Below are 25,272 nucleotides of genomic sequence, written 5' to 3'. Positions count from 1 at the left end.
CCCTCGAGACAGGTCGCTAGCGAAGCACCCCCGAACCCCACGTCGTGCATCTCGCGCAACCTCGGAGCCCCCGCAGCGACCGACCTCGACCTCACCGTCGGTCTTCGCTCCCTCCGCCCGGGCCGCGGCCTCGAAGCCCCAGCGCCCGCGCAGCGCGTCCGCGCCTGTGTTAGCGTCCGCCGCGTGACCGAGCCGGTCCCAGCCCCCCACCTCGAGGCCCGCGGCCTCGGCGTGCGCTTCCCCGGCGGCGTCCAGGCCCTGAGCGACCTCGACCTCGTCGTCCGCCGCGGCGAGCTGCTCGCCATCATCGGCCCCTCCGGCTGCGGCAAGTCGACCCTCCTGCGCGTCGCCGCCGGCCTCGCGCCCGCCAGCGCCGGCCTCCTGACCGTCGCCGGCGAGCCCCCCGAGCGCGCCCGGGCTCGCCGCGCCGTCGCCTTCGTGTTTCAGGACCCGACCTTGCTGCCGTGGCGCAGCCTGCACGCCAACGTCCGCCTCCCGCTCGAGCTCGCGCGCGTCCCCCGGGCCGAGCAGGACCTCGCCGCCGACGCCGCGCTCGCCCTCGTCGGCCTCTCCGAATTCGCCGCCGCCGCCCCCTCCGCGCTCTCGGGCGGCATGAAGATGCGGGCCTCGCTCGCGCGCGCGCTCGTCGGCCGGCCCGAGCTGCTGCTGCTCGACGAGCCGTTCGGCGCCCTCGACGAGCTCACCCGCGAGCGCCTCAACGACGAGCTGCTGCGCCTGTGGGAGCGCGACCGCTTCACCGCCCTCGCCGTCACCCACAGCGTCGCCGAGGCCGTCCTGCTCGGCGACCGCGTCCTCGTGCTCTCGGCCCGCCCCGGCCGGATCGTCGCCGACATCCGCGTCGAGCTGCCCCGCCCGCGCCGCGCCGCGCTGGTCGGCAGCCCCGAGTTCGCCGCCGTCGCCGCCGAGGTCCGCGCCCGCCTGCGCGCCGCCGCACCACCTGACCCATCGGACCTGTCCGTTCGGACCTGACCCTCGGGACCTGTGCTTTCGAACCTGTCCGATCGAGCCTGTCCCTTTAGACCTGTCCTTCAGACCTGTTACGATCTCCTTCTCGCCTTGCCCTCCGGTCCCCTCCTCCGCTCGTCTAGCCCGCTCTTCCCGCCGTCCCCCGCATGAAGCTCGCATCGGCCGCTCGCGCCGCGTATCCGCCGCTCCTCGTCTTCCTCGGCTTCCTCGGCCTGTGGCAGCTCGCCTGCGCTGCGCTGGCCCTGCCGACCTACCTCGTGCCCACCCCGGCCGAGGTCGCGCGCCAGGCCGTCGAGCACGCCGGCGAGCTGGCCCAGGCCGCGCTGCTCACCGCCATCGGCGCGCTCGGCGGGCTCGGGGCCAGCCTCCTCGTCGGCGGCCTGGTCGCCGTCCTCTTCTCGCAGTCGCGGACCGCGGCGCGCAGCCTCTACCCCTACGCCATCTTCCTGCAGACCGTCCCGATCGTCGCCGTCGCCCCGCTGATCGTCGTGTGGTTCGGCACCGGCCTGCAGAGCGTCATCCTCACCGCCGCGATCCTCAGCGTCTTCCCGATCATCACCAACGGCACCACCGGCCTCGTGCGCGTCGACCCGCAGCTGCTCGAGCTGTTCGCCATGAGCGACGCCTCGCGCCTGCAGCTGCTGCTCAAGCTCAGGCTGCCCGGGTCGCTGCCCTACTTCGTCGCCGGCGCCAAGATCAGCGGCGGCCTCGCCGTCATCGGCGCCATCGTCGGCGAGTTCTTCGCCGGCTTCGGGGCCGACGACCTCGGCCTCGGCGCCCTGATCCTCCAGACCAGCGGCCGCCTGCAGACGGCCTACCTGTTCGCCGCGATCTTCGCCGCCACCCTGCTCGGCCTGGTCCTGTTCGGCGCCGTCGCCCTGCTCGGCGAGCTCGCCCTCCGCCGCTGGCGCGGCCGCGAGCTGTCTGTCCACTGACCTCGGGCATGTCCTCTTCGACATGCCCCATCGTTCATGTCCCGACAGACATGCCCCATCGAGCATGTCTCGCTCCCATCAGCCCCGCCGCGGCACCAGCGGTCCGACCGCGCGCACGCGCAGCGCCGTGAGCGGCGCCCCGCTGACGCGGTCGACCAGGGTCGGCTCGATCGGCAGCCCCGTGCTCGCGTCCTCGAGGACGGTCGGCGGCGGATCGTCGCGGGCGAACTCGTCGCCCCACTGCATCAGCGTGATGATCACCGGCCGCAGCCCGCGGCCCTTCGCCGTCGGCACGTACTCCTCGCGCGGCGGGTGGTCCTGGTAGGACCGGCGCTCCAGGATCCCGGCGCGGACCAGGTGCTCCAGCCGGGCCGTCAGCGTGGCCCGCGGGATCTGCAGCCGCGCCTGGAACGCCTCGAAGCGGGTCACCCCGAGCAGCGCGTCGCGCACGAGCAGCAGCGTCCACGGATCGCCGACGACATCGAGCGCCCGCGCGATCGAGCACTGCATCCGGTCGAGCCGCTTGCGCCGCACGGGGCACCTTGTATCACGGCCGGGCCGGACCTGTCCGAAGGGGCAGCGAGCACAGCGCCGTCGCCACCCCGCCCGCGATCAGCACCCACCACACCTGATCGAACCGCGCCAGCGCGTCGGTCGGTCCGCTCGCCCCGGCCGTCAGCCCGATCGCCAGCGCCACCCCGAGCGTCCCCGCGAACTGGCGCAGCGCCTGATGCACCGCCCCGCCGACCCCGAGCCGGTTGGCCGGCAGCGCCTGGCCGACCACGCTCGACAGCTGCGGCAGGCACAGCGCCACCCCCGTCCCCGTCAGCAGCATCGACGGCAGGTAGTCGACCGCGTAGTCGACCTCGGCCGACAGCATCACCAGGCGCCACAGCCCGCCGAGCGCGAACGCCAGCCCGCCGGCGATCAGCAGCGGCCGCTGGCCGATCCGCGCCGCCAGCCGCCCGAACCGCGGCGACATCACGGCCACCAGCAGCGGCCCGGGCGCGACGCCGAAGCCCGCCGCGAGGATCGACCAGCCCCACACCGCGGTGAGGAACAGGACGCTGGCCAGGAACATCGCCGTGAACGCCGCGCCGAAGGTCAACGTCGCCGCGTTGGCCCAGCGGAAGTTGCGGGACGCGAACAGCGACGGATCGATCGTCGGCGCCCGCGTGCGCGCCTGATGGATCACGAACGCCGCCAGCGTCGCCAGCCCGGCCACCAGCGTCGCCATCGTCCTCCGCGACGTCCAGCCCCACGCCTCCCCGAGCACCAGCGCCAGCGTCACCAGCACCGCCGCGGACACCAGCAGCACCACCCCGAGCGGCGCCGGCAGCACGCTGTCCGGGTCGCGCGACTCGGCCAGCCGCCGACGGCCGAGCAGCACCGTCACCAGCCCGACCGGCAGGTTGATGACGAACACCCAGCGCCAGCCGCACGCCTCGATCAGCGCAGCGCCGAGCGTCGGCCCGACCGCCCCCGCCACCGCCCCCGTCGCGCCCCACACCGCCAGCGCCACCGGCAGCTGCTCGCGCGGCGTCGCCCGCATCACCAGCGCCAGCGACGACGGCACCAGCGCCGCGCCGCCGGCCGCCTGCAGCACGCGCGCGGCCACCAGCAGCCCCGGTGTCGGCGCCGCCGCGCACAGCAGCGACGCCAGCGTGAACGCGACCGAGCCCGCGAGGAACGTCGCCCGATGACCCCAGCGATCGGCCAGCCGCCCGAACGGCACCAGCGCAGCCGCGAACACGATCGTGTACGCGTTCAGCACCCACGACAGCTCGGCCGTCGGCACCGCCGGGAACGACGCCACGATCGACGGGAACGCCACGAACAGGACCGTCGTGTCGAGGAACACCGCGAACACGGCGAGGCTGGCCACGACCAACGGCGACAGGCGAACATGCATGCGTTCAATCATTGAACGAACACCGATCCGATCGCAAGCGCCGGCCGAGCGGATCCGCCCGCACCGACTCAACCGATCTCACAAACGGTCCCTTGCCTATTTCATATGACGACCATAATATAGAACCAGGAACGAACCATGCGTTACAAGCCATTCGGTCGTCGTACGGGTCTACGCGTCTCCGAGCTCGCGCTCGGCACCGGCAACTTCGGCACGGGTTGGGGTCACGGCAGCGAGCCTGCCGAGGCGCGGCGGATCTTCGACGCCTACGCCGAGGCGGGCGGCAATTTCATCGACACCGCCGACGCCTACCAGGTCGGTCAGTCGGAGCAGCTCCTCGGTGAGTTCCTCGCCGCCGAGCGCGACCGCTTCGTCGTCGCCAGCAAGTACACCCTCGGCGTCCAGGGTGGTCTGCACGCCACCGGCAACAGCCGCCGCACCATGATCGCCGCCCTCGAGGCCAGCCTGCGCCGGCTCAAGACCGATCGCCTCGAGCTGTACTGGGTCCACTTCCCCGACGGCCTGACGCCGATCGACGAGATCGTGCGCGGCCTCGACGACCTCGCCCGCGCCGGCAAGATCCTCCACGGCGGCCTCTCCAACTTCCCCGCCTGGCGGGTCGCGCGGGGCGACGCGATCGCCGAGCTACGCGGCTGGACCCCGCTCGCCGGCATCCAGATCGAGCACAGCCTGGTCGAGCGCACCGGCGAGCGCGAGCTGCTGCCGATGGCCGAGGCGCTGGGGCTCGGCGCGGCCTTGTGGTCGCCGCTCGGCGGCGGCTTCCTGACCGGCAAGTACCGCACCGGCGACGAGGGCCGCCTCACCGGCCTCGGCATGCTGGTCCACACCGAGAAGAGCGCCCGCGAGACCGCCGTCCTCGACGCCGTCCTCGCCGTCGCCGCCGAGGCCGGCGTCGCGCCGACCCAGGTCGCCCTCGCCTGGTCGCTGGCCCACGCCGCCGCCTCCACCAGCGCCCGCGTCCCGATCCTCGGCCCGCGCACCCGCGAACAGCTCGACGCCGCCCTCGCCGCCCTCACCCTCGAGCTCTCGCCGGCCCAGCGCGCGCGCCTCGACGACGCCAGCGCGATCCCCCTCGACACCCCGCACCGGCAGGTCCACGACAGCCGGGCCCGGATCGCCGGCGGCCAGCCCGACAGCATCCTACCGCTGCCGATCCCGGTCGCCTGATTCCGCCTACCCCGTGCTCCGCCCGAGCCGAGGTGCGACATGACCTCGAGGACATGGCCCTTTCACCATGTCCCGAAGTCCAGCCGCCAGGATCCTGCCGCCCGGCCGGTCGAGTCCGCTGGTACGACCGCCGCGCTCCGTTATACCCTGTGGGCATGCGCGCCTCGCTCCGACCGGTCCCGCCGCGCCCGCGCCTCGGCGCCGTCCTGCCCCTGCTGGCCGCCTGCTTCGCCCTGCTGCTCGCCGCCTGCGGCCGCGAGCAGGCGAACCCGAGCGTGCGGATCGCCCTCAACTGGTTCCCCGAGGTCGAGCACGGCGGTTACTTCGCCGCCCTCGTGCACGGCTACTACAAAGAGGAGGGCCTCGATGTCGAGATCGTGCCGGGCCGCCCCGACGCTCCCGTGCTGCCGCAGGTCGCCGCCGGTCGCGTCGATTTCGCGGTCGCCGACGCCAGCGAGGTCCTGCTCGCGCGGGCCCAGGGCGCCCCGGTCGTGGCGATCGTCGCTGGCCTGCAGAAGAGCCCGCGCTGCATGATGGTGCACGAGGCCTCCGGCATCACCGACCTCGAGGACCTGCAGACCGGCAGCGTGCAGATGAGCGTGCGCGAGCCGTTCGCCAGCTTCCTGCGCGCCGAGTACCGCTGGCCCGAGGCGGTCCAGGTCGTCCCGTACAGCGGCAGCATCGCCCCCTTCCTCCTCGACCCCAAGGCCGTGCAGCAGGCCTACGTCTTCAGCGAGCCGATCATCGCCGAGTCCGAGGGCGCCAAGGTCCGCTGCATCCTCGTCGCCGACCTCGGCTTCAACCCCTACGCCAGCGTGCTCGTCACCTCCGAAGCCACGCTCAAGGACCGCCGCGAGCTCGCCGACCGCGTCGCCGCGGCGACCCTGCGCGGGTGGGAGCAGTACGCGCGCGACCCGAGCGCCGCCAACGCCGAGATCCGCGCCCGCAACACCGAACTCAGCCCCGAGATCCTGGCCAAAGGCGCCACCGCCCTCAAGCCGCTCGCCGCACCCGAGGGCGGCACGATCGGCGCGATGGACCCGGCCCGCTGGAAGACCCTCGCCGATCAGCTCGTGAAGCTCGGCTTGCTCGAAGCCGGCGCCGTCGACCCCGCCACCGCCTACGACCTCGAGATCGGCCGCAAGCCCAAGTGACCGGCACCGACGAACTCGCCGCCCTGCGCCTGGCCCTCGACGCCGCGGCCGCGCAGCTCCAGACCGACGCGTTCGCCGAGCTCCCGCCCGTCGAGCGCGACGGCCGGACCCTGCGCGTCGTGCTCACGCGCCGCTTCTTCAAGCTCACCCGCCGCGCCCGGATCTGGCAAGCCCCGGCGCTGCCCATCACCCTGAAAAACGCCCGCTACGGCTTCGACCCGACGCGCGCGCGCAGCCTCGGCGGCCGCGACGGCGTGTTCCTGCTCGACCGCAGCATCGACAACACGATGACGCGCAAGCTCTACGGCCAGTTCCTCGACCGGCCGGACAGCGGCGCCGCCGAGGTCGCGGCGTTCCTCTCCGCCGACCTGTCCGAGCTCCAGGCCATCCGCCTGGTCTCGCACCACCTACGGCTGCTCGGCGTGCTCCACCGCGGTCCCGCCGTCGATTCTCTGGTGCTCGTGAACTTCGACCGCCGCGCGGCGTGAGCGGGCCGCCAGCGCCGGCGAAGAGCGGCGCCGAACCTCCTCCGCGCTCGTAACGGGCACCATGGCCTGTCCCGAGAGACAGGCTTGCTCCTGGCCACGTGACCGCGCTCTGGAGCACGCCTGCGCGCGAGCGTCGAGCTGCGACGGAGCGGTTGACGCCCTCCCCGCGTGCGGCGACGATGCCGGAGCTCAGGACCTCGCTTGCTCGCCCTCCCCGCGCTGGTGTTCGCTCGCCTCTCGTTCGCCGCGCCGCCGGTCGACCTCGACTGGCAGGCCCCCCGCGAGTGCCCGCCCGCCGTCGCCGTCGTCGACATGGTCGGCGCGCTGTTGCGCCAGCCGACCGGCGACGCCGTGCCCGCCCGCGCCGTCGCCCGCGCCGTCGTCACCCGCACGGGCGCCCGCTGGCAGCTGCGACTCGTGTCGCGCGGGCAAGGGCGCGGCGCCGACTACCGCCGCACCATCCACGCCGAGAGCTGCCAGGACCTCGCGCGCGCCACCGCCCTCCTGATCGCCATCCACCTCGACCCGCTGTCCGTCAGCCGCCGCCTGCCCGCCGACCTGTCCCCGAGGACATCCTCCGCCGCGTCACCCGACCTGTCCCCGAGGCCATCCGCCGCCGCGTCACCCGACCTGTCCCCGAGGCCATCCTCGACCTCCCCCGGCGACCGATCCTCGCTGCCCGACGACCTGTCCCCGAGGACATCCTCGACCTCCGCGAACGACCCACCGCTCTCGAGTGACATGTCCCCGGGGACATCCTCGACCTCCCCGTCCCCGCCGCCGAGTGACATGTCCCCAGGGACATCCTCCCCGCCCGTCCTGCCGCCCGACCCGTCCCCCGGGATCCCTGCGCCCGATCCCTCCGCTCGCTCGCTCACCCCGCCCCTCCTCGCACCTCGCCCGCCGGTCGCCCCGCGCTCGCCCCCGCTCGGCTCCGACGACCTGTTCGAAGAGACAGCCGAAATCACCGCCGCCCGCCGGCCTCCGGCCCCCGCCGCGACCCCGCGCGTGCTCGGCCACCTCCGGCTCGAGGGCGGCCTCGACGCCGGCGTCCTCCCGACCACCGGTGGCTTCGCCGGCCTGTTCGGCGGCGTCAGCCTGCCGCGCCTCCGCCTCGAAGCCGGCATCGTCGGTACGCCCCTGCGGATCCTCCCGGTCCAGGGCGACAGCGCCGGCGGCCGCTTCGACCGCCTCGGCGCCGTCATCCGGGTCTGTCCGACCTGGCACCCGCGTCCGGCCCTCGCCTTCCTCCTGTGCGCCGGCGCCGAGGTCGGGGCGATCCGCGGCGTCGCCCTCGCCGTCAGCGCTCCCAACCCGCGGTGGGCCCCGTGGGCCGGCTTCTCCCTCGGCCCCGCGCTGCGCTGGCGCGCCAGCGGCCCGGTCGGCCTGTGGCTGTCCGTCGAGGGCCTGCTCGCCGTCAACCGCCCGGGCTTCACCGTGCACGCCGACGAGCTGGTGTACCGCAGCGGGCGTGCGGGACTGCGCATCGGTTTCGGCCTCGACCTGCAATTCGGGCCACGGAACCGCTGACCCGCGGAGACAGACCCGATCGTGCCGCTCTCCCTCGAAGCGCCCCCCGACTTCGCCGCCGTCTACCGGGCCCACCACGGCTTCGTCTGGCGCACCATCCGGAGCCTGGGCGTCGATCCGGCCCGGATCGACGACGCCGTCCAGGACGCCTTCCTGGTCGTCTACCGCCGCCTGCCCGAGTTCGCCGGCCGGGCCACCCTGCGCACCTGGCTGTTCGAGATCGCGCGACGGATCGCCAGCAGCTACCGCCGCAGCGCCGCGCGCGAGCAACCGCGACGCTGCTCGCTCGACGAGGCCGAGCGCGTCACCCCGGCCGCCGAGGCCCCGGTCGAGCAGGCCGAAGCCGCCGCGATCCTCCAGGGCTTCCTGGGCGGCCTCGACCGCGACCAGGCCGTCGTCTTCGTCATGACCGAGCTCGAGCAGTGGCAGGCGCCCGAGATCGCCGCCGAGCTCGGCGTCAACCTCAACACCGTCTACTCGCGCCTGCGCGCCGCTCGCCGCGAGCTCGATCGCATGGTCCGCCGCCTCGACGCCCGCGACCGCCGGCACCGCCCGCGGCACGGCTCCCAGGTGCTCGCCGCCCTGGTCGTCGTCGGCCCCCCGGAGGCTCCGCCGTGGCAGCTCACCGCCGCGCGCGACGGACATGTCGTATCGGACATGCTCTCAAGGACATGGTCGATCGACCATGTAGCCGCTCCCACCACCCTCGCCGGCGGCGGCCCGATCGTCCCCGTCGTCGCCGCCGGCAGCAGCCCGATCGTCGGCCTCTCGCTCGCCGGCGTCGGCCTCGCCGCCGTGCTCGCCTTCGGCCGCGCCGCCCCACCCGAGCCGCCCGTCACCTCGGCCCACGCGTCGCTGCAAACCCCCGCGCGAGCCGACGGTCCGGCCCTCAAGGCTCCGACCCCGTCCACCCTCGAGGCCCTCCTCGCCGCCACCTCGTCGGCACGAACCGACGACCCCTCGCCGACCTCCGAGCTCGCTCCGGCCTCCGCCCCTCACGCCCTCGCCGCCGCTACGCCCGCCGACGAACCCTCGCCGTCCGTCAAGCTCGCTCCGACCTCCGACCTTCACGCCCTCGCCGCCGCTACGCCCGCCGACGGTCCCTCCCTCGCCGCCGTGCCCGCACGAGCCGCTTCGACCTCCGAGCCTCACGCCCTCATCGCCGCTGCGCCACCCGCCGAAGGTCCCTCGCTGGCCGCCGAGCTCGCCCTCGTCGAGTCGCTGCGCGCCGCCTTGCTCGCCGCCGACGACCGCGCCGCCCTCGACCTCGCCGCCCGTCACCAGCAGCGCTTCCCCACCGGTGTTTTCGTCCAGGAGGCCGCCGCCGCCGCCGTCGAGGCGCGTTGCCGCCTCGGCGAGGCTGATCGCGCCCGCCGCGAGGCCGCCGCCTTCGTCGCCCGCTGGCCCGGCTCCGCCCTGGCCGCCCGCGTCAGCGCCCTGTGCCGCTCCTGAGCGACCTGACCCCGGGGTCACCTCGGATCTCCGCGCCCCTTCGATCTGTCCTCAGGGACAGCTCGATTCAAGCGCCCCTTCGATCTGTCCTAAAGGACAGCGCGACCCAAGCGCCCCTTTGATCTGTCCTCCGGGACAGCTCGAACCACTCGCTAGCGCCCCCGCGAACAGCGCCGCGAACGCCGCGAAAAATCGGCGAACGGGACCCCGGCCCCCGCGGCACTCACTCGCCGAAAGGCCAACATGCGCATTCCTCCATCACTCTCGATCCTGCCCATCTTCTTCGCTATCGCCGCCTGCGACCTCGACATCAAGCACTGCATCGGCGACTGCACTCAGGGTGCCAGCGACTCCCAGACCGGCGATCCCACCCCCGACACCACCGGCGATCTGACCACCGACGGTAACCCCGGCCCGGTCACCACGGGTGACCCCGGCGAGCTCACCGATGGCGGCACCGATCCGACCGGCGGCGACGAGCTCGGGACCTGCGAGATCGTCGACGACATTCCCCTCGCCGAAACCTGCTTCGACGGCCAGTTCACGGCCGGCGAGCTCTGCATCCTCGGCACCTTCGGCTTCGGTACGCCGGCGACCTCGAGCCTCGTCCTCCCGCTCGACGCTCACCACGGCGCCGACCTGCTCCTCACTCCGGGCGACGGCAGCGTCGAGGCCCGGCTGTTCGCCCCGGCGACCACCTCCTCGCTGACATGGGCGCAGACGATCGGCGCGCAGCCGATCTTGCGCGCCAGCGGCGACTTCGACGAGGACGGCGTGCTCGACGTGCTCGCCCACACCGTCGGACCCACCGGTCTCGAGATCCACGCCCTGTTCCTCGACGGCGCCGGCGGCCTGGCGACCGACCAGATCGTGCACACCGCCGACAACGTCGTCGCCCTCGACGCCGTCGACTGGGACGGCGACGGCCACCTCGACATCGTCACCCTGGCCAACACCCCGAGCCTCGACGCCCTCGTCATCCTGCTCGGCGACGGCACCGGCAATTTCACGCTGACCACGGGGCCCGTCGTCGAGCCCTCCACGCCCGGCTACGTCCTCGGCGCCCTCGACGGCGACGGCCGCCCCGACGACTTCGTCTTCGTCCAGGGCGGCAGCGCCGTGATCGTGCGCAATCAAGGGCTCGTCCAGCAGACGCTCGCCCCGGGCATGCCGGCCGAGGTGTGGTTCCACGAGTTCATCCTCGCCGACCTCGACGGCGACGGCGTCACCGACCTCGCCGGCGTCGGCACCAACACCGCGACCGAGACCAGCGAGCTCGTCGTATTCCTGCAGGACAGCGGCGATTTCCCGAGCTTCGCGCGTTACCCCGTCCACTGCGGCGCCCGTGTGCTCGCCGTCGGGGACCTCGACAGCGACGGCGTCCTCGACCTCGTCACCGCCGGCACCGGCCCCGGGTCGATCCGCCGCGGCGACGGCCAGGGCGGCTTCGCCCAGCACCTGCAGATCTTCCTCGGCGCCTTGAACGAGGGCGACGGGCTGCACGTCGCCGACCTCGAGGGTGACGGCAGCCCCGACATCGTCGGCGTCCCCGCCGTGGGCCTCGGGATCTCGGTCGTCTACAACCGCCCGTGACCCCCGGACACACCGAGCATGCGCATGTCCTTCAGGACATGCGCATTAAAACATTTCCAAAGAGACATGCCCTCAAGGACATGCCCCGAGCGACATGTCCTGAAAACCTAGCAATCACTCGAGCAGCGCCAGCAGATCGCTGCGGGTGATCGCCGCCGCCCCGGCCGCGTCCTCGAGCGCCGCCTGGGCGATCGCCCGCTTGCGCCCCTGCAGGGCCAGGATCCGCTCCTCCACCGTGTCCTCTGCGACCAGGCGGTGCACGATCACCGGGCGCTCCTGCCCGATCCGGTGGGCCCGGTCGGCCGCCTGGTCCTCGACCGCCGGGTTCCACCACGGGTCGAGCAGGAACACGTGATCGGCGGCCGTCAGGTTGAGGCCCGTGCCGCCGGCCTTGAGCGAGATCAGCATCACCGGCGGCCCGTCCGGATCCTGGAACCGGTTCACCACCCCCGCGCGGTCGCGCGTCGAGCCGTCGAGGCGGCAGAACGACAGGCCCGCGGCCTTCAGCCCCGGCTCGCAAAGGTCGAGCAGGCTGGTCCACTGCGAGAACACCAGCGCCTTGTGGCCCTCCGCGATCGCCTCGGCCAGCGTCTCCAGCAGCAGGTCGAGCTTCGACGAGCGCGCCGCCGACTGGCCCGGCACCAGGGCCGCGTGACACGCCGCCTGACGCAGCCGCAGCAGCGCCTCGAGGGCCGCCAGCACCCCGCCGCCGGCCTGCAGCTGGGCCACCACTTCCTCGTGCGTGGCCGCCCGCACCGCGTCGTAGACCGCCCGCTCGCGCGCGTCGAGCGTGCAGCGCAGCACCACCTCGGTGCGCGGCGGCAGCTCGCGCGCCACCTCTTGCTTGCGCCGGCGCAGCACGAACGGCGCGATCCGCCGCCGCAGCGCCCGGGCCGCCGCCTGATCGCCGTCGCCGATCGGCCGCCCGAACCGCTCCTGGAAGTCCGCGCGCCCGCCCAGCAGCCCCGGGTTGATGAAGTGGATCTGGCTCCACAGCTCGTCGAGGCGGTTCTCCACCGGCGTGCCCGTCATCGCCAGGCACCAGTCGGCCTGCAGCCCGAACGCCGCCCGCGCGACCTGGCTCTCGGGGTTCTTGATCGCCTGCGCCTCGTCGAGGATCACCGCGTCCCAGCGCTCGCCGGCCAGCGCCTCGGCGTCGAGTCGCAGCAGCGCGTAGCTGGTCAACGTGAGGTCGGCCTGCGGATCGAGGCGTCGCTTCGGCCCGTGGTACACGCTGACCCGAAGGCCAGGTCGGAACTTCTCTGCCTCGGCCGCCCAGTTGTGGATCACGCTGGTCGGCGCGACCACCAGCGTCCGCCCGCGCACCGCGCACAGCGCCTGCAGCGTCTTGCCGAGGCCCATGTCGTCGGCCAGCAGCCCGCCGAGCCCGGCCTCGCGCAGGAACGCCAGCCAGTCGACCCCGCGCCGCTGATACGGGCGCAGCTCGACCTGCAGGTCGTCCGGCAGCCGCGTCTCGGGGATCGCCTCGAAGCCCTCGACCAGCGCCGCCAGCCCGGCCAGCTCCGGCGGCGGCGGGTGGTTGAGCGCGCGGCACAGCTCGGCCAGCGCTGGCCCCGCCCACGCCGCCGGCGTGCTGCCCTGCTCGCGCGCCGCCAGCAGCAGCGCCACCTCGGTGCCGAACCGCGACAGCCAGTCGACCGGCAGCGGCGCGACCCCGCCGTCGTCGAGCACCACCTCGCTCGCGCCCGCCTGCCACGCCTCGATCACCCGGCGGGCGTCGGCCTGCGAGACATGTCCCGAAGAACCTGTCTCGAAGGCAATGCCCAATCGGCCACCTTCGCCGTCGATCATGCGGGCGTGCAGCGGCCCCTTGCGCACGAACTCGCGGTGCGACTCGCCGGCGATCTCGCCGCCCTCGAACCCGCGCAGCGCCTCGGCCATGCCGACCGCCATCGGCCCGACGGCGCTGGACGTGCGCCCGAACTGCAGCCCCAGATCGCTGAGCCGCCGCACCAGCGAGGCCTCGGCCAGCGCGTCGCGGCGCGGCACCTCGCGCCCGTGGATCACCAGCCGCCCGGCCTCGACGCGCGCCGACTCGGGCGTCCCGTAGACCAGCACCGGCAGCACCGACATGCCCGTGCCCGCGCGCCCGACCTCGAACACCACCCGCGGCCGCGCGTCGGACAGCACCGGCAGGCGGTCGGTCTTCTCGCGGAAGCCCTTGACCCGCGCGCGCAGGGCCGGGATGGCCTCGGCCACCAGCTCGCCCGCGCGCTCGGGCGTGAACTGCAGCCCCACGCGCAGCTCCGCCGCCTCCTTCGGCCCGATCCCGCCGTTGTCGAAGCAGCGCAGCACCTCGCCGCACAGCACCACCCCGCTGGCCGGGAACACCTCGGTGATCGTCGGGTCGCGGACGATGTAGAGGCGGAACCCCTTGCCGCCCTCGAACGCCGCCACCCGCCCGTGGTAGCCGGCCGGCTCGACGCCCGCGGTGAGCTTCTTGCCGTCGAGCGTGACATCCTCGCAGCCGGCCAGCGCGGGGATCAGCTTGCGCGTGATCACCGGCGCCAGCGGCCCGCGCTTGTAGATCCCGAGCGCGCTCTCGACCTCGAAGTCGGCCGCCGTCGCCACGATCCCCGGCCCCTCGACCTTGCCGCCGGTGATCGCCGCCAGGCTGTACCCGAGCGGCGTCTCCTTGCTCTCGGGACCTGTCCCTTCGGACACCCGCATGCGCACCAGCTCGAGCGCGCCCTCGGCCCGGCGCAGGCGGTAGCCGACCCGGCCCGCGCGCTCGCTGCCCCGCGGCAGCGCCTCGCCGGCCTCGACCGCGCGCTGGAGGGCGATCGCCGCCGCCGCCACGTGGAAGCAGCACTCGCCGGCGTCGTCGCAGTCGCAGCTCCACTCGGCGTCACCCGGGTAGAGCGCGACCGTCGGGCTCTTGCCCGCGCCCTTGATCGCCACCCGCAGCACGACCTCGTCGCGCTCGCGCCGGACCCCCGCGACCGCCCCGACCCGCGCGAGCTCGACCCCGCGCGACCAATCGCGGGGGCTGCACGCGGCGCGCACGGCGTCGAGGAGGGCTCGCACGGGCGGGTCGCCTAGCACGACCGGGCTGCGCTGTCAGCCGCTCGCCCGCACGGGCCCGCAGGGCCGCCCCATGGCCCGCGGCGGCGCTCCCGCGCGGACCGCCCCGGACCGCCGGCGCGGCCCGAATCTCCCCCGTCCCACGACCTCGGATTCGCCCGCCTGTCCCGTGCGAAAGGATCGCGCCTCCCTCGAGATTTCGACCCTCGCGCAGCCGCGACTCGCGCTTCATCCTCGCGTCGCGTCGTCGCTCGTCGCTTCGTCGCTTCGGCTCGCGCGCGCAGCCGCGACGCGCCCCTCATCCTCGCGTCGCTTCGTCGCTCGTCGCTTCGTCGCTTCGTCGCTTCGTCGCTTCGTCGCTTCGGCTCGCACGAGCAGCCGCGACGCGCCCCTCATCCTCGCGTCGCTTCGTCGCTTCGTCGCTCGTCGCTTCGTCGCTTCGTCGCTTCGTCGCTTCGGCTCGCACGAGCAGCCGCGACGCGCCCCTCATCCTCGCGTCGCTCGTCGCTTCGTCGCTTCGTCGCTTCGTCGCGCACGCGCAGCCGCCACGCGGTGTCAACCTCGCGTCGCTCCGTCGCCTCGGCTCGCGCCCGTCGTCGCTCACGTCGGTCGCGGCTCGGGCAGCCCGGGCGGCAGGCGGCCCAGCGCCAGCGGCTGCAGCGGCGCCATCGGCGGCGTGCCGACCTGCTGCCGCCACGCCTCCGGCCCGATCGGCTGGATCACGTCCCCACGCGCCCGGCAGGCCGCCAGCGCCGCGTCGAGCGTCGCCGGCTCGCACGGGTGCAGCACCACCAGCGGACCTATCGCCCCCGCGTGCGCGGGAGGCGGCTCGATCGGCGGCGCCCGCAGCAGCGCCGGCGCGAGGTACGTGCGAGCGTCACCCGGCCGCTCGAGCTGTCCTCCGGGACAGAGCACCCTGGCCCCGGGGACAGCCGACCAGGCCGCCAGCGCCACCCGGTACACCTCGGCCAGCGCCAGCTCGACCGGCCCGGCGAACATCTCCGGATCGTCCGGCGGCCCGATCGCCGCCCCGACCCACAGCCGGTGCAGGTGCCGCTCCAGCCGCTCCAGCGGCCCGGCCACGAACGCCTGCACCACCCGCCGCGGGTCGGCCCCGCCGCGCCGCAGCCCCGACAGCGCCAGCGCGTACGCGGCCAGCTCGCGGTCGGCGTCGGCGTGCACCGCCGCCACCCGCGGCCGCGCCGGCATCACCCCGACGCGCTCCCACCCGCATACCTCGTCCGGGCTCGCCTCGCCGACCGCCCCGATCGTCAGCGCCTCGCCGGCCTGCTCGCGCGACAGCTCGTCGCGCAGCTCGGTCAGCAGCTCCGGCACCACCGCGCTCGCGCCCGCCTCGACCTCGAGGTGCACGCGCCGGCCCTGCCGCAGCAGCGAGCTGACGATCAGCAGGCTCTCGAGCGGCTGGTCCTTGCGCTCGCACACCCACGCTGGCGGCCCGCCGAGCCCGTGGAAGCGCTGCTCACGGAGCCCCCACAGCCCGCGCTGGACCTTGCCGATCGTCTTGTGCCGGTCCCACGCGACCATCCCGTGCGTGCGCGCCAGCGAGTCGCCGATCGCGTCGGCCCGGGCCGCCAGGAGCCCGAGCAAGGCGACCTGGCGCGCCCGCGCTGCGGCGGCGATGCGCTCGGGCTTGAGGCTCACGCCGATCGGTCATACCACGCGCGGCTCGCCGACGACCGCCCCTGCAAGCCGCGTCATCGCGCACCGCATACACCCGACGCGGACCGACCTCGCGCTCGCCTCGCCGACGGCCGCTCACCGCCGTGCGCCGATGCGGGCGCCGACCTTCGCGCGCGGCTCCAGCGACGTCCGACCAGCGGCCGTCATTCCTCTTCGACCGGCTCCGGCCCCACGACCTCGCCGGTCTCCGGATCGACGGGGAACCACGCGCCTGCGACCTCGTAATAGGCGTGCCTCAGCTCCGCGTAGACCTCGGGGGTGATCCACGCGTCGACCTCCTGCGGGTCGCGCCAGTGCATCGGGTCGTGGGCGAACGCGTTCAGGTGCTCGAGCAGGCGATAGAGCCGCCAGGCTTCGGCGCGGGGCAGGGCCACGGGTTCGTCGGTCACAGCGGCTCCTTCCGGCGGCCGCGCATCGCTCCGCAGCCTGCGCGTTCGGACATGCCCTCTCGAGCATGCCCCTTCAGACATGCCCGAGGGAACATGCCCGAAGGCACATGCCTCAAGCGCCAGGCGGCTGGGCCAGCAGCCCGCGCAGCAGGCTCGCCACCTGGGGTCTGGCCGCGCGCGTGCGCTCCTGGACCTCCTCGTGGTTGAGCCCGACCTGGCTGGCCGCGTTGGTGACCACGCCGACGCCGCACACCGCCGCGCCGTGGGCGGCCGCGAGGATCGCCTCGTACGTCGTCGACATGCCGACCACCTGCCCGCCGAGCGTGCGCAGGGCCGCCGTCTCGGCCGCCGTCTCGTACTGCGGCCCGCGGGCGTGGGCGTAGACCACCTCGGTCAGGCTGCTGGGGCCGAGCCCGGGGTCGATCGCCTGCAGGCGCGCGCGCAGCTGCGGGCTGTAGAGCTGGCTCATGTCGATGAAGCGGGCGCCGACCAGCGGGGTCGGGCCGAACAGGTTCATCTGGTCCTTGAGCAGCACCACCTGGCCGGTGCGCAGCGACGGGTCGAGCCCGCCGACGGCGCAGGTCAGGCACACGCCGCGGGCGCCGTTGGCCAGCATCGCCCACAGCGGCGCGGTGACGACGTTGATCGGGTGGCCCTCGTAGGGGTGGATCCGTCCGGTCTGCACCGCGACGCGCAGGTTGCCGAGGGTGCCGAACACCACCGCGTTGCCGTGGCCGGCGACCGTGGGCACCGGCAGGCCGAGGCCGCGCAGCGGGATCGAGCCCTCCACCGTCAAGCCGAGCCCCTCGGGCCCCGAGCCGGCCATGCCGAGGAAGCCGGAGCCGGACACTACGACCCAGTCGATCTTGGCGCCCTCGAGGCGCTCACGCAGGTGTTCGGCGGCGCGGTGGTAGTGCGGGTCGTCGGAGTGGAGCATGCAGAGCCAAGCTCTACAGGCTCATCACCGCCAGCACAACGCCGAGGGCGATGCCGATCGTCACACCGACGCCGACCGCGATCATCGTCGTGCGCGTGGCCCCGTTCGGCGGCGACCCGGCCGTGATGCCGGTCGGCGTCTTCTTCTGCTCTTGCCGGATCTTCTCGCTGATCTCCTCCGGCGAGCGCAGCTCGACGTCGGCGTGGCGCGGCGGCACCTGCCCGCCCAGCCGCTTCGAGATCTCGGTGAGGCCGACCTTGAGCTCCTCGAACGACGGGCGCACGTCGGGGCGGCGGCTCATCATCCGCCGGCACAGGTCGGACAGCGGCTCGTCGAAGCCCTTGATCTCGTACTTGAGCTCGGGCCGCTCGGAACGCAGGTGGCGGCGCACCACGGCGGTGTAGTGGTCGTCCTGGCCGCCCTTGCGGAACGGCGGGTGACCGCTGCACATGTGAAACAGCGAGCAGCCGAGCGCGTACACGTCGGCGCGCGCGTCGACCTCCTTGCCCATCGCCTGCTCGGGCGCGAGGTAGTCGGGGGTGCCGACGAACACGCCGGTGGCGGTGATCGACAGGTCCTCCTGCAGCGCCTTGGCCAGGCCGAAGTCGGTCACCTTGACGATGCCGGTCGAGGTCACGACCAGGTTCGACGGCTTCACGTCGCGGTGTACGACGCCCACTCGCTGGGTCTCGGCGAGCCCGATCGCCGCCTGGCGGATGACCTCCGCCGCGTCGCCCGGGTGCAGCGCGCCCCGCTTCTTCAGCATCGCGCCGATGTCCTCGCCGTCGAGGAACTCCATCGCCAGGAAGGGCCGGTCCTCGTGCTCGCCGATGAAGTACACCGCAACGACGTTGGGGTGATTCATCTGCGCCAGGGCCTTGCCCTCGCGGAGGAACCGCGTCTTGAACTCCTCGGACTCGCGGTGCTTCTTGCCGAGGATCTTGATCGCCACCCGCCGACCGAGGCCGGCGTCGACGCCCTCATAGACCTCCCCCATGGCCCCCTTGCCGACGAGGCCTTTGACCTTGTAGGGGCCGATCTGAGTCGGTGCCGACGACATCGCCCCCACAACCTAGCACGGACCGCGCCGGCGCCGCTACGTTGCGAACAAACGGCCCCTGCTGGCGTTTCAGGCGATCCTGCGGGCGGCGCGGCGATCGATCGGCGATGGCGCAGCCCGGCCCGCGCCGGCCCGTGGCCCCCAGGCCGCCTCCCGGCGGGCCTCAGTCGCGATGAAAGCCCGGCTCGGCCGGGTTTTCGAAGCGCGTCATGTGCTTGATGAACATCAGCTGGACCTCGCCGATCGGCCCGTTGCGCTGCTTGCCGATGATGATCTCGGCCTGGTTCTCGACCTTCTTCTTCTCGTCCTCGGTCGCCGCGTAGCGCTCGGCCCGGTAGATGAACATGATGACGTCTGCATCCTGCTCGATGGCGCCGGACTCGCGCAGGTCCGAGAGCTGCGGCTTGTGATCGGCGCGCGTGTCGACCGCGCGATTGAGCTGGGACAGCGCCAGCACGGGCATGCGCAGCTCTTTGGCCATCGCCTTGAGCCCGCGCGAGATCTCGCTGATCTCCTGCTCGCGCGAGTCGTAGCGGGACTTGCCGCCGCGCGCGAGCTGGAGATAGTCGACGATGATCATCCCGAACTGGCCCTCGATGCCGGGGAAGATGTTCTTGTCGTCCTTGAAGCGACGCGCACGCGCCCGCATCTCGAGGATCGAGGGGGCCGCCTGGTCGTCGATGTAGAACTTGCTCTGGGCGATCCGCGACGCCGCGCTGGTCATGCGGATCCACTCTTCCTCGAGATAGTTGCCGGTGCGCAGCTTGCCGGCGTCGACGCGGGCCTCGGCACACAGCACGCGCTCGACCAGCTGACTCGCGCCCATCTCGAGCGAGAAGAACAGCACCGGGTGCATCACCGGCCGCTCGCCGTCGGGCAGGCCGTCGAACCGCTGCGGCATGATGCAGGCGCTCTGCGCCAGGTTGAGCACGAACGCCGTCTTGCCCATCGACGGGCGCGCCGCGATGATCACGAGGTCGCCCGGCTGGAGCCCGCCGGTCATGTGGTCGAGCTGCGTGAAGCCGGTCGGCACGCCGGTGATCGGGTTCTTCCGCTTGGCCCGCTCGGAGATCTGGTTGAACACCTGGATCAGCAGGTCGCGCGACGACACGTAGCCGGTCTTGCGCCCGCGCTCGTTGACCTCGAGCACCCGCTTCTCGGCCTGGTCGATGAACTCGTCCGGCGCCTCGAGGTCGCCCATGCCCTCTTCGGCGATCTCCTTGGTGACGACGACGAGGTTGCGGATCGTCGCCGTGCGCCGGACCATCTCCGCGTGGTGGGTGATGTTGCGGCTGGTCGCGTAGCGGTCGGCGAGCCGCGACAGCGCCTCGATGCCGCCGACCAGCTTGAGCTCGTCGCTGGCCCGCAGCTGCGCCTCGAGCGTGACGGTGTCGATCGGCTCGCGCTTCTCGGACAGCGCCCGCATGGCCCGGAACACGGCCTGGTGCGACGGGACATAGAAGTCCTCCTCGCGCACCACGTCGAGCACGTCGAGCAGCGCCTGATCGCCGCGCAAGATGATGCCGCCGAGGATCGCCGCCTCGGCCTCGCTGTTGTGCGGGAGAGTGCGTCCAGCCATCGTCAGCCCCGGAGGATGCACGAGCCGCGCGCCCGCTGTCGAGCACGCGGGCGGCGCAACTAGTGCGACAGCGGGCCCGCCGGCAACCACGCGGCGGGCTTGCCGGCGAGGAAGCCCGGCATGCTCTTGCCCGGCGCGCCGAGCTCTAGCCCGAGCTCCGTCAGCACCGCGCGCACGCGGCGAGCGCTCGGATCGTTCGGCGTGTGATGGAGGCGAAAATCGATGAGGCCCGAGAAGAAGGCGGCGGTGTCGTCGGCCAGGTAGATGAGCGCGTCATCCTCGTGATCCCACATCACCCACGGGAGGCCGACGGTGCGTGCGACCTTGGCGTCGACGTAGCGCCCGTAAGCGCTGCCTCCGCCGTCCATCGCCACCACGACGAACTTGGGCGCGTGACAGTCGAGCTGGTCGGCAGTCATCGGCGCGAGCTCGAACATCAAGCGGTCGAGGTCTTCGAAGAATTGCGCGTCGGCGTCGGCGCGAGCGATCACGCGGCGCAGCGCTTCGTCGGGCGGCAGCCCGAGCGCGTCGTAGTCGGCGAGGTAGTGGCGCTCCATCTGCGGCAGACTTTCACGCCAGGGCCCGTCGTGGCAAGGTGACCGGCATGCGCTACGTCTTCGTCGCTCTCGCCGCCCTCACGCTCTCGGCCTGCGCCGGCAAGCTGGAGAAAGTCACGCGCACCCAGGCCGCCACCGACTTCAAGTGCGACGCCGACAAGCTCAAGGTCCGCGGCGACGAGGTCTACGGCAAGTATCACGTCGCCGGCTGCGGCCAGAAGGGCGTGTACTCGGCCCAGTGCCTGATGGGCGACTGCAGCGCCCAGCGCCTGCAAGGCGAGTGAGCCGCGAGCGGCGTTCGTCGGGGCGCCCAACGCGAGCGCCCGCATCGCGGACGAACGGCTGACATCGTCGGCGTCCTCGACGCCGCTCACACCGACTCCCGAAAGCGCCGAGGGGCCCGCATCGCGGACCCCTCGTCTTCTTCTCACGTGACCGACCCGAGACGGGCCGGCCCGGCGTTCACACGCCGACCACGTTGACGCGGATCGTCTCGGTGATGTCGCCGCTGAAGCGCACCGGGACCTCGTAGGTGCCGATGTTCTTGAACGGCTCGTCGAGCTTGATCAGCTTGCGGTCGATCGTGATGTTCTGGTTGGCCAGCGCCTCGGCGATGTCCTTGGTGGACACCGAGCCGAACAGCTTGCCCTCGCCGCCCTTCTTGCGGGCGATCGAGACGGACACGCCCTTGAGCTTCTGCGCCATCGCCTTGTGCTCGGCGAGCACGCGGGCCTGCTCGGCGGCGATCAGGCGCTTCTGGTGCTCGAGCTGGGCGATGTTGCCGCGGGTGGCGGCGAGCGCGAACCCGCGCGGGATGAGGTAGTTGCGGCCGTAACCCGGGCGCACCTTGACCACCTCGCCGGCGCGGCCGAGGCCGGGCACGTCGCTGCGAAGGATGAGTTCCAACATGAGCGGTTAACCTTTCTGTCCTCGAGGTCAGGCCACCGTGTACGGCAGCAACGCGAGCATGCGCGCGCGCTTGACCGCCTTGGTGATCTGGCGCTGCTGCTTGGCCGTCACGCCGGAGATCCGGGCGGGGACGATCTTGCCGCGATCCGTGAGGAAGGCGCGCAGCAGCTGCGGGTTCTTGTAGTCGATGACCAGGGTCTTGTCGCTGGCGAGCAACGAAGCACGGCTGGCCTTGCTCGGGCGGGATGTCTTCTCTTCGCTCATGACTTAGCGCCTCCTCTCCTCGTCGAAATCGCCGTCGTCAGAGACGAAGCGATCCTCTTCCTCACGCACCGGCTCTGGCTGCGGCTCCGGCTCGGGCGGCGGCTCGGCCACCGCCTGCAGCAGGTCCTCGGTCATCTCCGAGGGCCGCGCGTCGGGGTCGACGTCGTCCTCGACCCGCACCGTGTAGTAGCGGAGCACGGACTCGGCGATCTGCAGGATGCGCTCGAACTCGTGGACGATGTCGGAGCCGCCGAGGAAGCGCCAGTAGAGGTAGATGCCGGTCGGCGAGCGCTTGATCGGGAAGGCCAGCGTACGGCTGCCCCAGTTCTCGATCTTGATGAGACGCGCGCCGTACTTCTCGAACACGCCCTGCATCTTGTGCACGAGCTCGAGGATGCCGGTCTTGTTGACGTTGGGCCGAAGGATGATGACGGTCTCGTACTCGCGCTTGGTGCCCTTGCGCGACTGGACCGAGACGACCTGGCCGACTGTACTTTCGGACATGTAAGTCTCCTTGTGGACTTGCTGGCCCCCACCATGGGAGCAAGGAGGGAGACCCCGAAGGGCCTCGTCGCTCGCCCGCGGACGAGCCGCAAAGCAAACGGCCCGCCCGGAACATCCGGACGGGCCGCGAGGTGTACCCCCGAACGCGTCCCCCCGCAAGAGGGCCGCGCGGCGGAAATCAGGTGCCCGAGGCCAGCTTGAGCAGGGTCGGGGCGATCACGACCGCGACGATGGTCATGAGCTTGATCAAGATGTTGAGGCTGGGACCAGCGGTGTCCTTGAAGGGGTCGCCGACGGTGTCGCCGATCACGGCCGCCTTGTGGCGGTCGGAACCCTTGCCGCTGTTGCCCTCCTGCGAGGTGTCCTTCTTCTGGTCCTCGACCTGCTTCTTGGCGTTGTCCCAGGCGCCACCGGCGTTGGACATGAAGATCGCCAGCATCACGCCCGACACCAGGGTGCCGGCGAGCAAGCCGCCCAGCGCGAAGCGCGACCACAGACCGACGACGACTGGCGAGATGAGCGCCAGCATGCCCGGGGCGACCATGCGGCGGATCGACGCCTGGGTGCTGATGGCGACGCAGCGCTCGACCTCGGTCTTGCTGCCGGCCTCGATCACCTGACGGTCCTCCTCGGGGGTCAGGTCGCGGCCCTCGTGCTCGGCCTTGGTGACCAGCGCCAGCGCGGCGCGCAGCACCGGGATCTCGCGGAACTGCCGCCGAACCTCGGTGATCATGTCCATGGCGGCGCTGCCGACCGCCTTCATCGCCATCGCCGAGAACAGGAACGGCAGCATGCCGCCGACCAGCAGGCCGATGAGGACCTCCGGGTTGGTGAGCATCAGCTCCTCGCCCGGACGGAAGGCGACGTTGCGGTAGGCCGCGAACAGCGACAGGGCGGCCAGCGCGGCCGAGGCGATGGCGAAGCCCTTGCCGATCGCCGCGGTGGTGTTGCCGACGGCGTCGAGGTTGTCCGTGCGCCCACGCACCTCCGGCGGGAGGCCGCTCATCTCGGCGATGCCGCCGGCGTTGTCGGAGATCGGGCCGTAGGCGTCGACCGCGAGCTGGATGCCGGTGGTCGAGAGCATGCCGAGCGCGGCGAGGGCCACGCCGTACAGGCCGGCGAAGTCGTTGGCGACCCAGATGGCCCCGGCGATCAGGAAGATCGGGATCGCGGTCGACTCGAAGCCAACGCCGATGCCGGCGATGATGTTGGTCGCCGGGCCGGTCTTCGACTGGTCGACGATGCTGTTCACCGGGCGCTTGCCCTTCGAGCAGTAGTAGCCGGTGATGAGGCCGATGAAGACGCCGGCCACCAGACCCGCGACGATCGCCCACATCAGGGCCATGGTCGTGATCGGGGCCGCGCCCTGCTCGAGGATCAGCGGCGTGCCGTTGGCCGCGGCCGACTGCACGCAGTAGTCGATGATGAGGTACGAGATCGGCAGCATCACGAAGGCCGCGCCGAACGAACCGGTGTCGAGCGCCACCTGCGGGTTGCCGCCCTCCTTCGTGCGCACGAAGAAGGTGCCGAGGATCGAGACGACGATGCCCGCGCCAGCGATGAGCAGCGGCAGGATCGCGGCCTCGAGCTTGCCGGACACCGCGACCGCGCCGAGCACCATGGTGCCGACGATCGCGCCGATGTACGACTCGAACAGGTCGGCGCCCATGCCCGCGACGTCGCCGACGTTGTCACCGACGTTGTCGGCGATGGTCGCCGGGTTGAGGAAGTGGTCCTCGGGGATGCCCGCCTCGACCTTGCCGACCAGGTCGGCGCCGACATCGGCCGCCTTGGTGTAGATGCCGCCGCCCACGCGGGCGAACAGGGCGATCGACGAGGCGCCCATCGAGAAGCCGGCCAGCAGGTTGATCACGCGGGTCAGCTCGAGCGCGTCGCCGTCGACCTGCGCGAGCGCGTCGAAGTGGCCGAGGTAGAACAGGAACAGCGAGCCGAAGCCGACCAGACCGAGGCCGACCACGCACATGCCCATCACCGCGCCGCCGCGGAACGCCACCGACAGCGCCGGCGACAGGCCAGTGCGCGCCGCCGCGGCGGTGCGCACGTTGGCGCGGGTCGCCACGCGCATGCCGAAGAAGCCGGCCAGCGCCGAACACAGCGCGCCCGACACGAACGACACGCCGATCAGCGGCGACGAGCTCGCCGGGTCGGCCGTCAGGATCAGGAGGCCGGCGATGACGACCACGAAGATCGCCAGGACCTTGTACTCGGCGGCCAGGAAGGCCATGGCGCCGCGGAAGATCTGCTCCGCGATGCCCTGCATGCGCACGTTGCCGGGGTCCTGTTTCGTGATCCAGGCCGTCGTGAAGACCGCGTACAGCAAGGCTAGAGCGCCGCAGGCCGGCACGGCGTACAGCAAGTTTTGGATCGGCATGTCCACGGGGGGAGTCCTTACTCGGGCCCCAAGGGGCCGGAAAACCGGCACGGAGGGCCGGGAAGCTGGGATGGGAGAGCTGGCGACGGGCGCCAGGGGTCAGGTGGTGTTGAACTTGTTCATCGCCGTGACCACGCCTTCGCGGGTCACGCTGGTGATCGCCGCGACGGCGCGGGCGAGCAGGTCGTCGACGACCGGCTCCTCGTCGGGCCGGAAGTCGGAAAGCACGTGATCGGCGACCTCGCCGTGCACGGGCCTGCCGATGCCGAGGCGGATCCGCAGGAAATCGCCGTTGCCGAGCAGCTGCAGGATATCACGCAGGCCATTGTGACCCCCGTGACCCCCGCCCTTCTTGACCGCCAGGCGACCGAGCGGGAAGTCGACCTCGTCGTGGACGACGAGGATCTGCGGCGGCGGCACGCGCAAGAATTGAGCGGCCGGGACGACGCTCTGGCCGGACCGGTTCATGAAGGTCTGCGGCTTCAAGGCCACGACGCGCGAAGAGCCGGTGCCGAGGGTGGCGACTTGCGCCTTCCACTTCTCGGACCAGCTCGGTGAGCTCGTGGCCTTGTCGCACCAGGCGTCGACCGCCATGAAGCCGATGTTGTGGCGCGTGCGCGCGTAGCGGGCCCCGGGGTTCCCGAGGCCCACGAGGAGCCATGGCGCCTGGTCGGCCATCTGCGCGCGCCCTCAACA

The 25,272-nt window shown here is 72.5% G+C and carries 23 protein-coding genes; 9 read left to right on the top strand and 14 right to left on the bottom strand.

The annotated features are described in order from the left end of the window. Window positions 1-183 precede the first annotated feature (183 nt). Window positions 184-990: an ABC transporter ATP-binding protein gene (locus tag POL25_RS18240; RefSeq protein WP_272087357.1), complete on the top strand. Its 807-nt coding sequence runs from the start codon at window positions 184-186 to the stop codon at window positions 988-990. 143 nt (window positions 991-1,133) lie between these two features. After that, window positions 1,134-1,922 carry an ABC transporter permease gene (locus POL25_RS18235; RefSeq protein ID WP_272087356.1) on the top strand — a complete coding sequence of 263 codons (789 nt, stop codon included), beginning with the start codon at window positions 1,134-1,136 and terminating at the stop codon, window positions 1,920-1,922. 78 nt (window positions 1,923-2,000) lie between these two features. Here the strand turns inward: POL25_RS18235 and POL25_RS18230 are convergent, their stop codons facing one another. Together POL25_RS18230 and POL25_RS18225 are read right to left on the bottom strand one after the other, a co-directional pair. Continuing rightward, on the bottom strand, window positions 2,001-2,456 hold the full coding sequence (locus POL25_RS18230; protein ID WP_272087355.1) for a winged helix-turn-helix transcriptional regulator: 456 nt from the start codon (window positions 2,454-2,456) through the stop codon (window positions 2,001-2,003). Window positions 2,457-2,469: 13 nt separating this feature from the next. Continuing rightward, on the bottom strand, window positions 2,470-3,834 hold the full coding sequence (locus tag POL25_RS18225) for a DHA2 family efflux MFS transporter permease subunit (RefSeq protein WP_272087354.1): 1,365 nt from the start codon (window positions 3,832-3,834) through the stop codon (window positions 2,470-2,472). A 138-nt stretch (window positions 3,835-3,972) separates the two neighbouring features. Between POL25_RS18225 and POL25_RS18220 the strand changes: the two genes are divergently transcribed. The 6 genes from POL25_RS18220 to POL25_RS18195 all read left to right on the top strand — a co-directional run bounded on the left by POL25_RS18220 (window position 3,973) and on the right by POL25_RS18195 (window position 11,239). Continuing rightward, a complete protein-coding gene (locus POL25_RS18220) occupies window positions 3,973-5,022 on the top strand; it encodes an aldo/keto reductase (RefSeq protein ID WP_272087353.1) in 1,050 nt (349 codons plus the stop codon). Between the two features lie 155 nt (window positions 5,023-5,177). Next, window positions 5,178-6,176 carry an ABC transporter substrate-binding protein gene (locus POL25_RS18215; RefSeq protein ID WP_272087352.1) on the top strand — a complete coding sequence of 333 codons (999 nt, stop codon included), beginning with the start codon at window positions 5,178-5,180 and terminating at the stop codon, window positions 6,174-6,176. Continuing rightward, the gene (locus tag POL25_RS18210) at window positions 6,173-6,664 is read left to right on the top strand and encodes a hypothetical protein (protein ID WP_272087351.1); all 492 of its coding nucleotides are present in this window, start codon (window positions 6,173-6,175) and stop codon (window positions 6,662-6,664) included. Before POL25_RS18215 ends, POL25_RS18210 begins: the two co-directional genes overlap by 4 nt. Before the next feature lie 201 nt (window positions 6,665-6,865). Then, window positions 6,866-8,194, top strand: coding sequence for a hypothetical protein (locus POL25_RS18205; protein ID WP_272087350.1), 1,329 nt, complete (start codon window positions 6,866-6,868; stop codon window positions 8,192-8,194). 21 nt (window positions 8,195-8,215) lie between these two features. After that, the gene (locus POL25_RS18200; protein WP_272087349.1) at window positions 8,216-9,646 is read left to right on the top strand and encodes a sigma-70 family RNA polymerase sigma factor; all 1,431 of its coding nucleotides are present in this window, start codon (window positions 8,216-8,218) and stop codon (window positions 9,644-9,646) included. Between the two features lie 243 nt (window positions 9,647-9,889). Beyond that, window positions 9,890-11,239: an FG-GAP repeat domain-containing protein gene (locus tag POL25_RS18195; protein WP_272087348.1), complete on the top strand. Its 1,350-nt coding sequence runs from the start codon at window positions 9,890-9,892 to the stop codon at window positions 11,237-11,239. A gap of 114 nt (window positions 11,240-11,353) precedes the next feature. Here POL25_RS18195 and POL25_RS44405 read toward each other — a convergent pair whose 3' ends face one another. From POL25_RS44405 to POL25_RS18160, 7 genes are all read right to left on the bottom strand, one after another. Continuing rightward, complete coding sequence (locus POL25_RS44405; RefSeq protein WP_272087347.1) at window positions 11,354-14,287, bottom strand: DEAD/DEAH box helicase; 2,934 nt, start codon at window positions 14,285-14,287, stop codon at window positions 11,354-11,356. Window positions 14,288-14,884: 597 nt separating this feature from the next. Beyond that, a complete protein-coding gene (locus POL25_RS18185) occupies window positions 14,885-15,946 on the bottom strand; it encodes an aldehyde dehydrogenase family protein (protein WP_272087346.1) in 1,062 nt (353 codons plus the stop codon). A 182-nt stretch (window positions 15,947-16,128) separates the two neighbouring features. Continuing rightward, window positions 16,129-16,374 (bottom strand): hypothetical protein, encoded by a 246-nt coding sequence (locus tag POL25_RS18180; RefSeq protein ID WP_272087345.1) that lies wholly within the window; start codon window positions 16,372-16,374, stop codon window positions 16,129-16,131. Window positions 16,375-16,486: 112 nt separating this feature from the next. Continuing rightward, a complete protein-coding gene (locus POL25_RS18175) occupies window positions 16,487-17,311 on the bottom strand; it encodes a purine-nucleoside phosphorylase (protein WP_272087344.1) in 825 nt (274 codons plus the stop codon). Between the two features lie 13 nt (window positions 17,312-17,324). Further along, window positions 17,325-18,371 (bottom strand): serine/threonine-protein kinase, encoded by a 1,047-nt coding sequence (locus POL25_RS18170; RefSeq protein ID WP_272087343.1) that lies wholly within the window; start codon window positions 18,369-18,371, stop codon window positions 17,325-17,327. 163 nt (window positions 18,372-18,534) lie between these two features. Beyond that, complete coding sequence (gene dnaB, locus POL25_RS18165) at window positions 18,535-19,950, bottom strand: replicative DNA helicase (RefSeq protein WP_272087342.1); 1,416 nt, start codon at window positions 19,948-19,950, stop codon at window positions 18,535-18,537. A gap of 59 nt (window positions 19,951-20,009) precedes the next feature. Beyond that, window positions 20,010-20,507 (bottom strand): hypothetical protein, encoded by a 498-nt coding sequence (locus POL25_RS18160; protein WP_272087341.1) that lies wholly within the window; start codon window positions 20,505-20,507, stop codon window positions 20,010-20,012. A 47-nt stretch (window positions 20,508-20,554) separates the two neighbouring features. On the opposite strand from POL25_RS18160, the gene POL25_RS18155 reads away from it, so the two are divergent. Next, entirely contained in the window at window positions 20,555-20,791 is a 237-nt protein-coding gene (locus POL25_RS18155; protein ID WP_272087340.1) for a hypothetical protein, read from the top strand. Window positions 20,792-20,969: 178 nt separating this feature from the next. Here POL25_RS18155 and rplI read toward each other — a convergent pair whose 3' ends face one another. The 5 genes from rplI to pth form a co-directional block, all read right to left on the bottom strand. Beyond that, entirely contained in the window at window positions 20,970-21,416 is a 447-nt protein-coding gene (gene rplI / locus POL25_RS18150) for a 50S ribosomal protein L9 (RefSeq protein WP_272087339.1), read from the bottom strand. Between the two features lie 27 nt (window positions 21,417-21,443). Then, entirely contained in the window at window positions 21,444-21,680 is a 237-nt protein-coding gene (gene rpsR / locus POL25_RS18145; protein WP_272087338.1) for a 30S ribosomal protein S18, read from the bottom strand. A gap of 3 nt (window positions 21,681-21,683) precedes the next feature. Then, entirely contained in the window at window positions 21,684-22,184 is a 501-nt protein-coding gene (rpsF, locus tag POL25_RS18140; protein ID WP_272087337.1) for a 30S ribosomal protein S6, read from the bottom strand. A gap of 178 nt (window positions 22,185-22,362) precedes the next feature. Continuing rightward, window positions 22,363-24,576 (bottom strand): sodium-translocating pyrophosphatase, encoded by a 2,214-nt coding sequence (locus POL25_RS18135; protein WP_272088777.1) that lies wholly within the window; start codon window positions 24,574-24,576, stop codon window positions 22,363-22,365. A 99-nt stretch (window positions 24,577-24,675) separates the two neighbouring features. Then, entirely contained in the window at window positions 24,676-25,254 is a 579-nt protein-coding gene (gene pth / locus POL25_RS18130; protein WP_272087336.1) for an aminoacyl-tRNA hydrolase, read from the bottom strand. Window positions 25,255-25,272: the final 18 nt, after the last annotated feature.

The sequence above is a fragment of the Nannocystis bainbridge genome (assembly GCF_028368995.1).
Classification (GTDB): Bacteria; Myxococcota_A; Polyangia; order Nannocystales; family Nannocystaceae; genus Nannocystis; species Nannocystis bainbridge.
Note: the sequence above shows the minus strand (reverse complement) of the source record. Positions and strands in the feature narration are given on the sequence as shown.

What these genes read in the sequence shown, in the direction of transcription:
- POL25_RS18235 (WP_272087356.1), top strand. Translation starts at nt 1,134, where the DNA reads ATGAAGCTCGCATCGGCCGCTCGCGCCGCGTATCCGCCGCTCCTCGTC.
- POL25_RS18225 (WP_272087354.1), bottom strand. Translation starts at nt 3,834, where the DNA reads ATGCATGTTCGCCTGTCGCCGTTGGTCGTGGCCAGCCTCGCCGTGTTC.
- POL25_RS18220 (WP_272087353.1), top strand. Translation starts at nt 3,973, where the DNA reads ATGCGTTACAAGCCATTCGGTCGTCGTACGGGTCTACGCGTCTCCGAG.
- POL25_RS18215 (WP_272087352.1), top strand. Translation starts at nt 5,178, where the DNA reads ATGCGCGCCTCGCTCCGACCGGTCCCGCCGCGCCCGCGCCTCGGCGCC.
- POL25_RS18195 (WP_272087348.1), top strand. Translation starts at nt 9,890, where the DNA reads ATGCGCATTCCTCCATCACTCTCGATCCTGCCCATCTTCTTCGCTATC.
- POL25_RS18175 (WP_272087344.1), bottom strand. Translation starts at nt 17,311, where the DNA reads ATGCTCCACTCCGACGACCCGCACTACCACCGCGCCGCCGAACACCTG.
- POL25_RS18170 (WP_272087343.1), bottom strand. Translation starts at nt 18,371, where the DNA reads ATGTCGTCGGCACCGACTCAGATCGGCCCCTACAAGGTCAAAGGCCTC.
- dnaB (WP_272087342.1), bottom strand. Translation starts at nt 19,950, where the DNA reads ATGGCTGGACGCACTCTCCCGCACAACAGCGAGGCCGAGGCGGCGATC.
- POL25_RS18160 (WP_272087341.1), bottom strand. Translation starts at nt 20,507, where the DNA reads ATGGAGCGCCACTACCTCGCCGACTACGACGCGCTCGGGCTGCCGCCC.
- POL25_RS18155 (WP_272087340.1), top strand. Translation starts at nt 20,555, where the DNA reads ATGCGCTACGTCTTCGTCGCTCTCGCCGCCCTCACGCTCTCGGCCTGC.
- rplI (WP_272087339.1), bottom strand. Translation starts at nt 21,416, where the DNA reads ATGTTGGAACTCATCCTTCGCAGCGACGTGCCCGGCCTCGGCCGCGCC.
- rpsR (WP_272087338.1), bottom strand. Translation starts at nt 21,680, where the DNA reads ATGAGCGAAGAGAAGACATCCCGCCCGAGCAAGGCCAGCCGTGCTTCG.
- rpsF (WP_272087337.1), bottom strand. Translation starts at nt 22,184, where the DNA reads ATGTCCGAAAGTACAGTCGGCCAGGTCGTCTCGGTCCAGTCGCGCAAG.
- POL25_RS18135 (WP_272088777.1), bottom strand. Translation starts at nt 24,576, where the DNA reads ATGCCGATCCAAAACTTGCTGTACGCCGTGCCGGCCTGCGGCGCTCTA.
- pth (WP_272087336.1), bottom strand. Translation starts at nt 25,254, where the DNA reads ATGGCCGACCAGGCGCCATGGCTCCTCGTGGGCCTCGGGAACCCCGGG.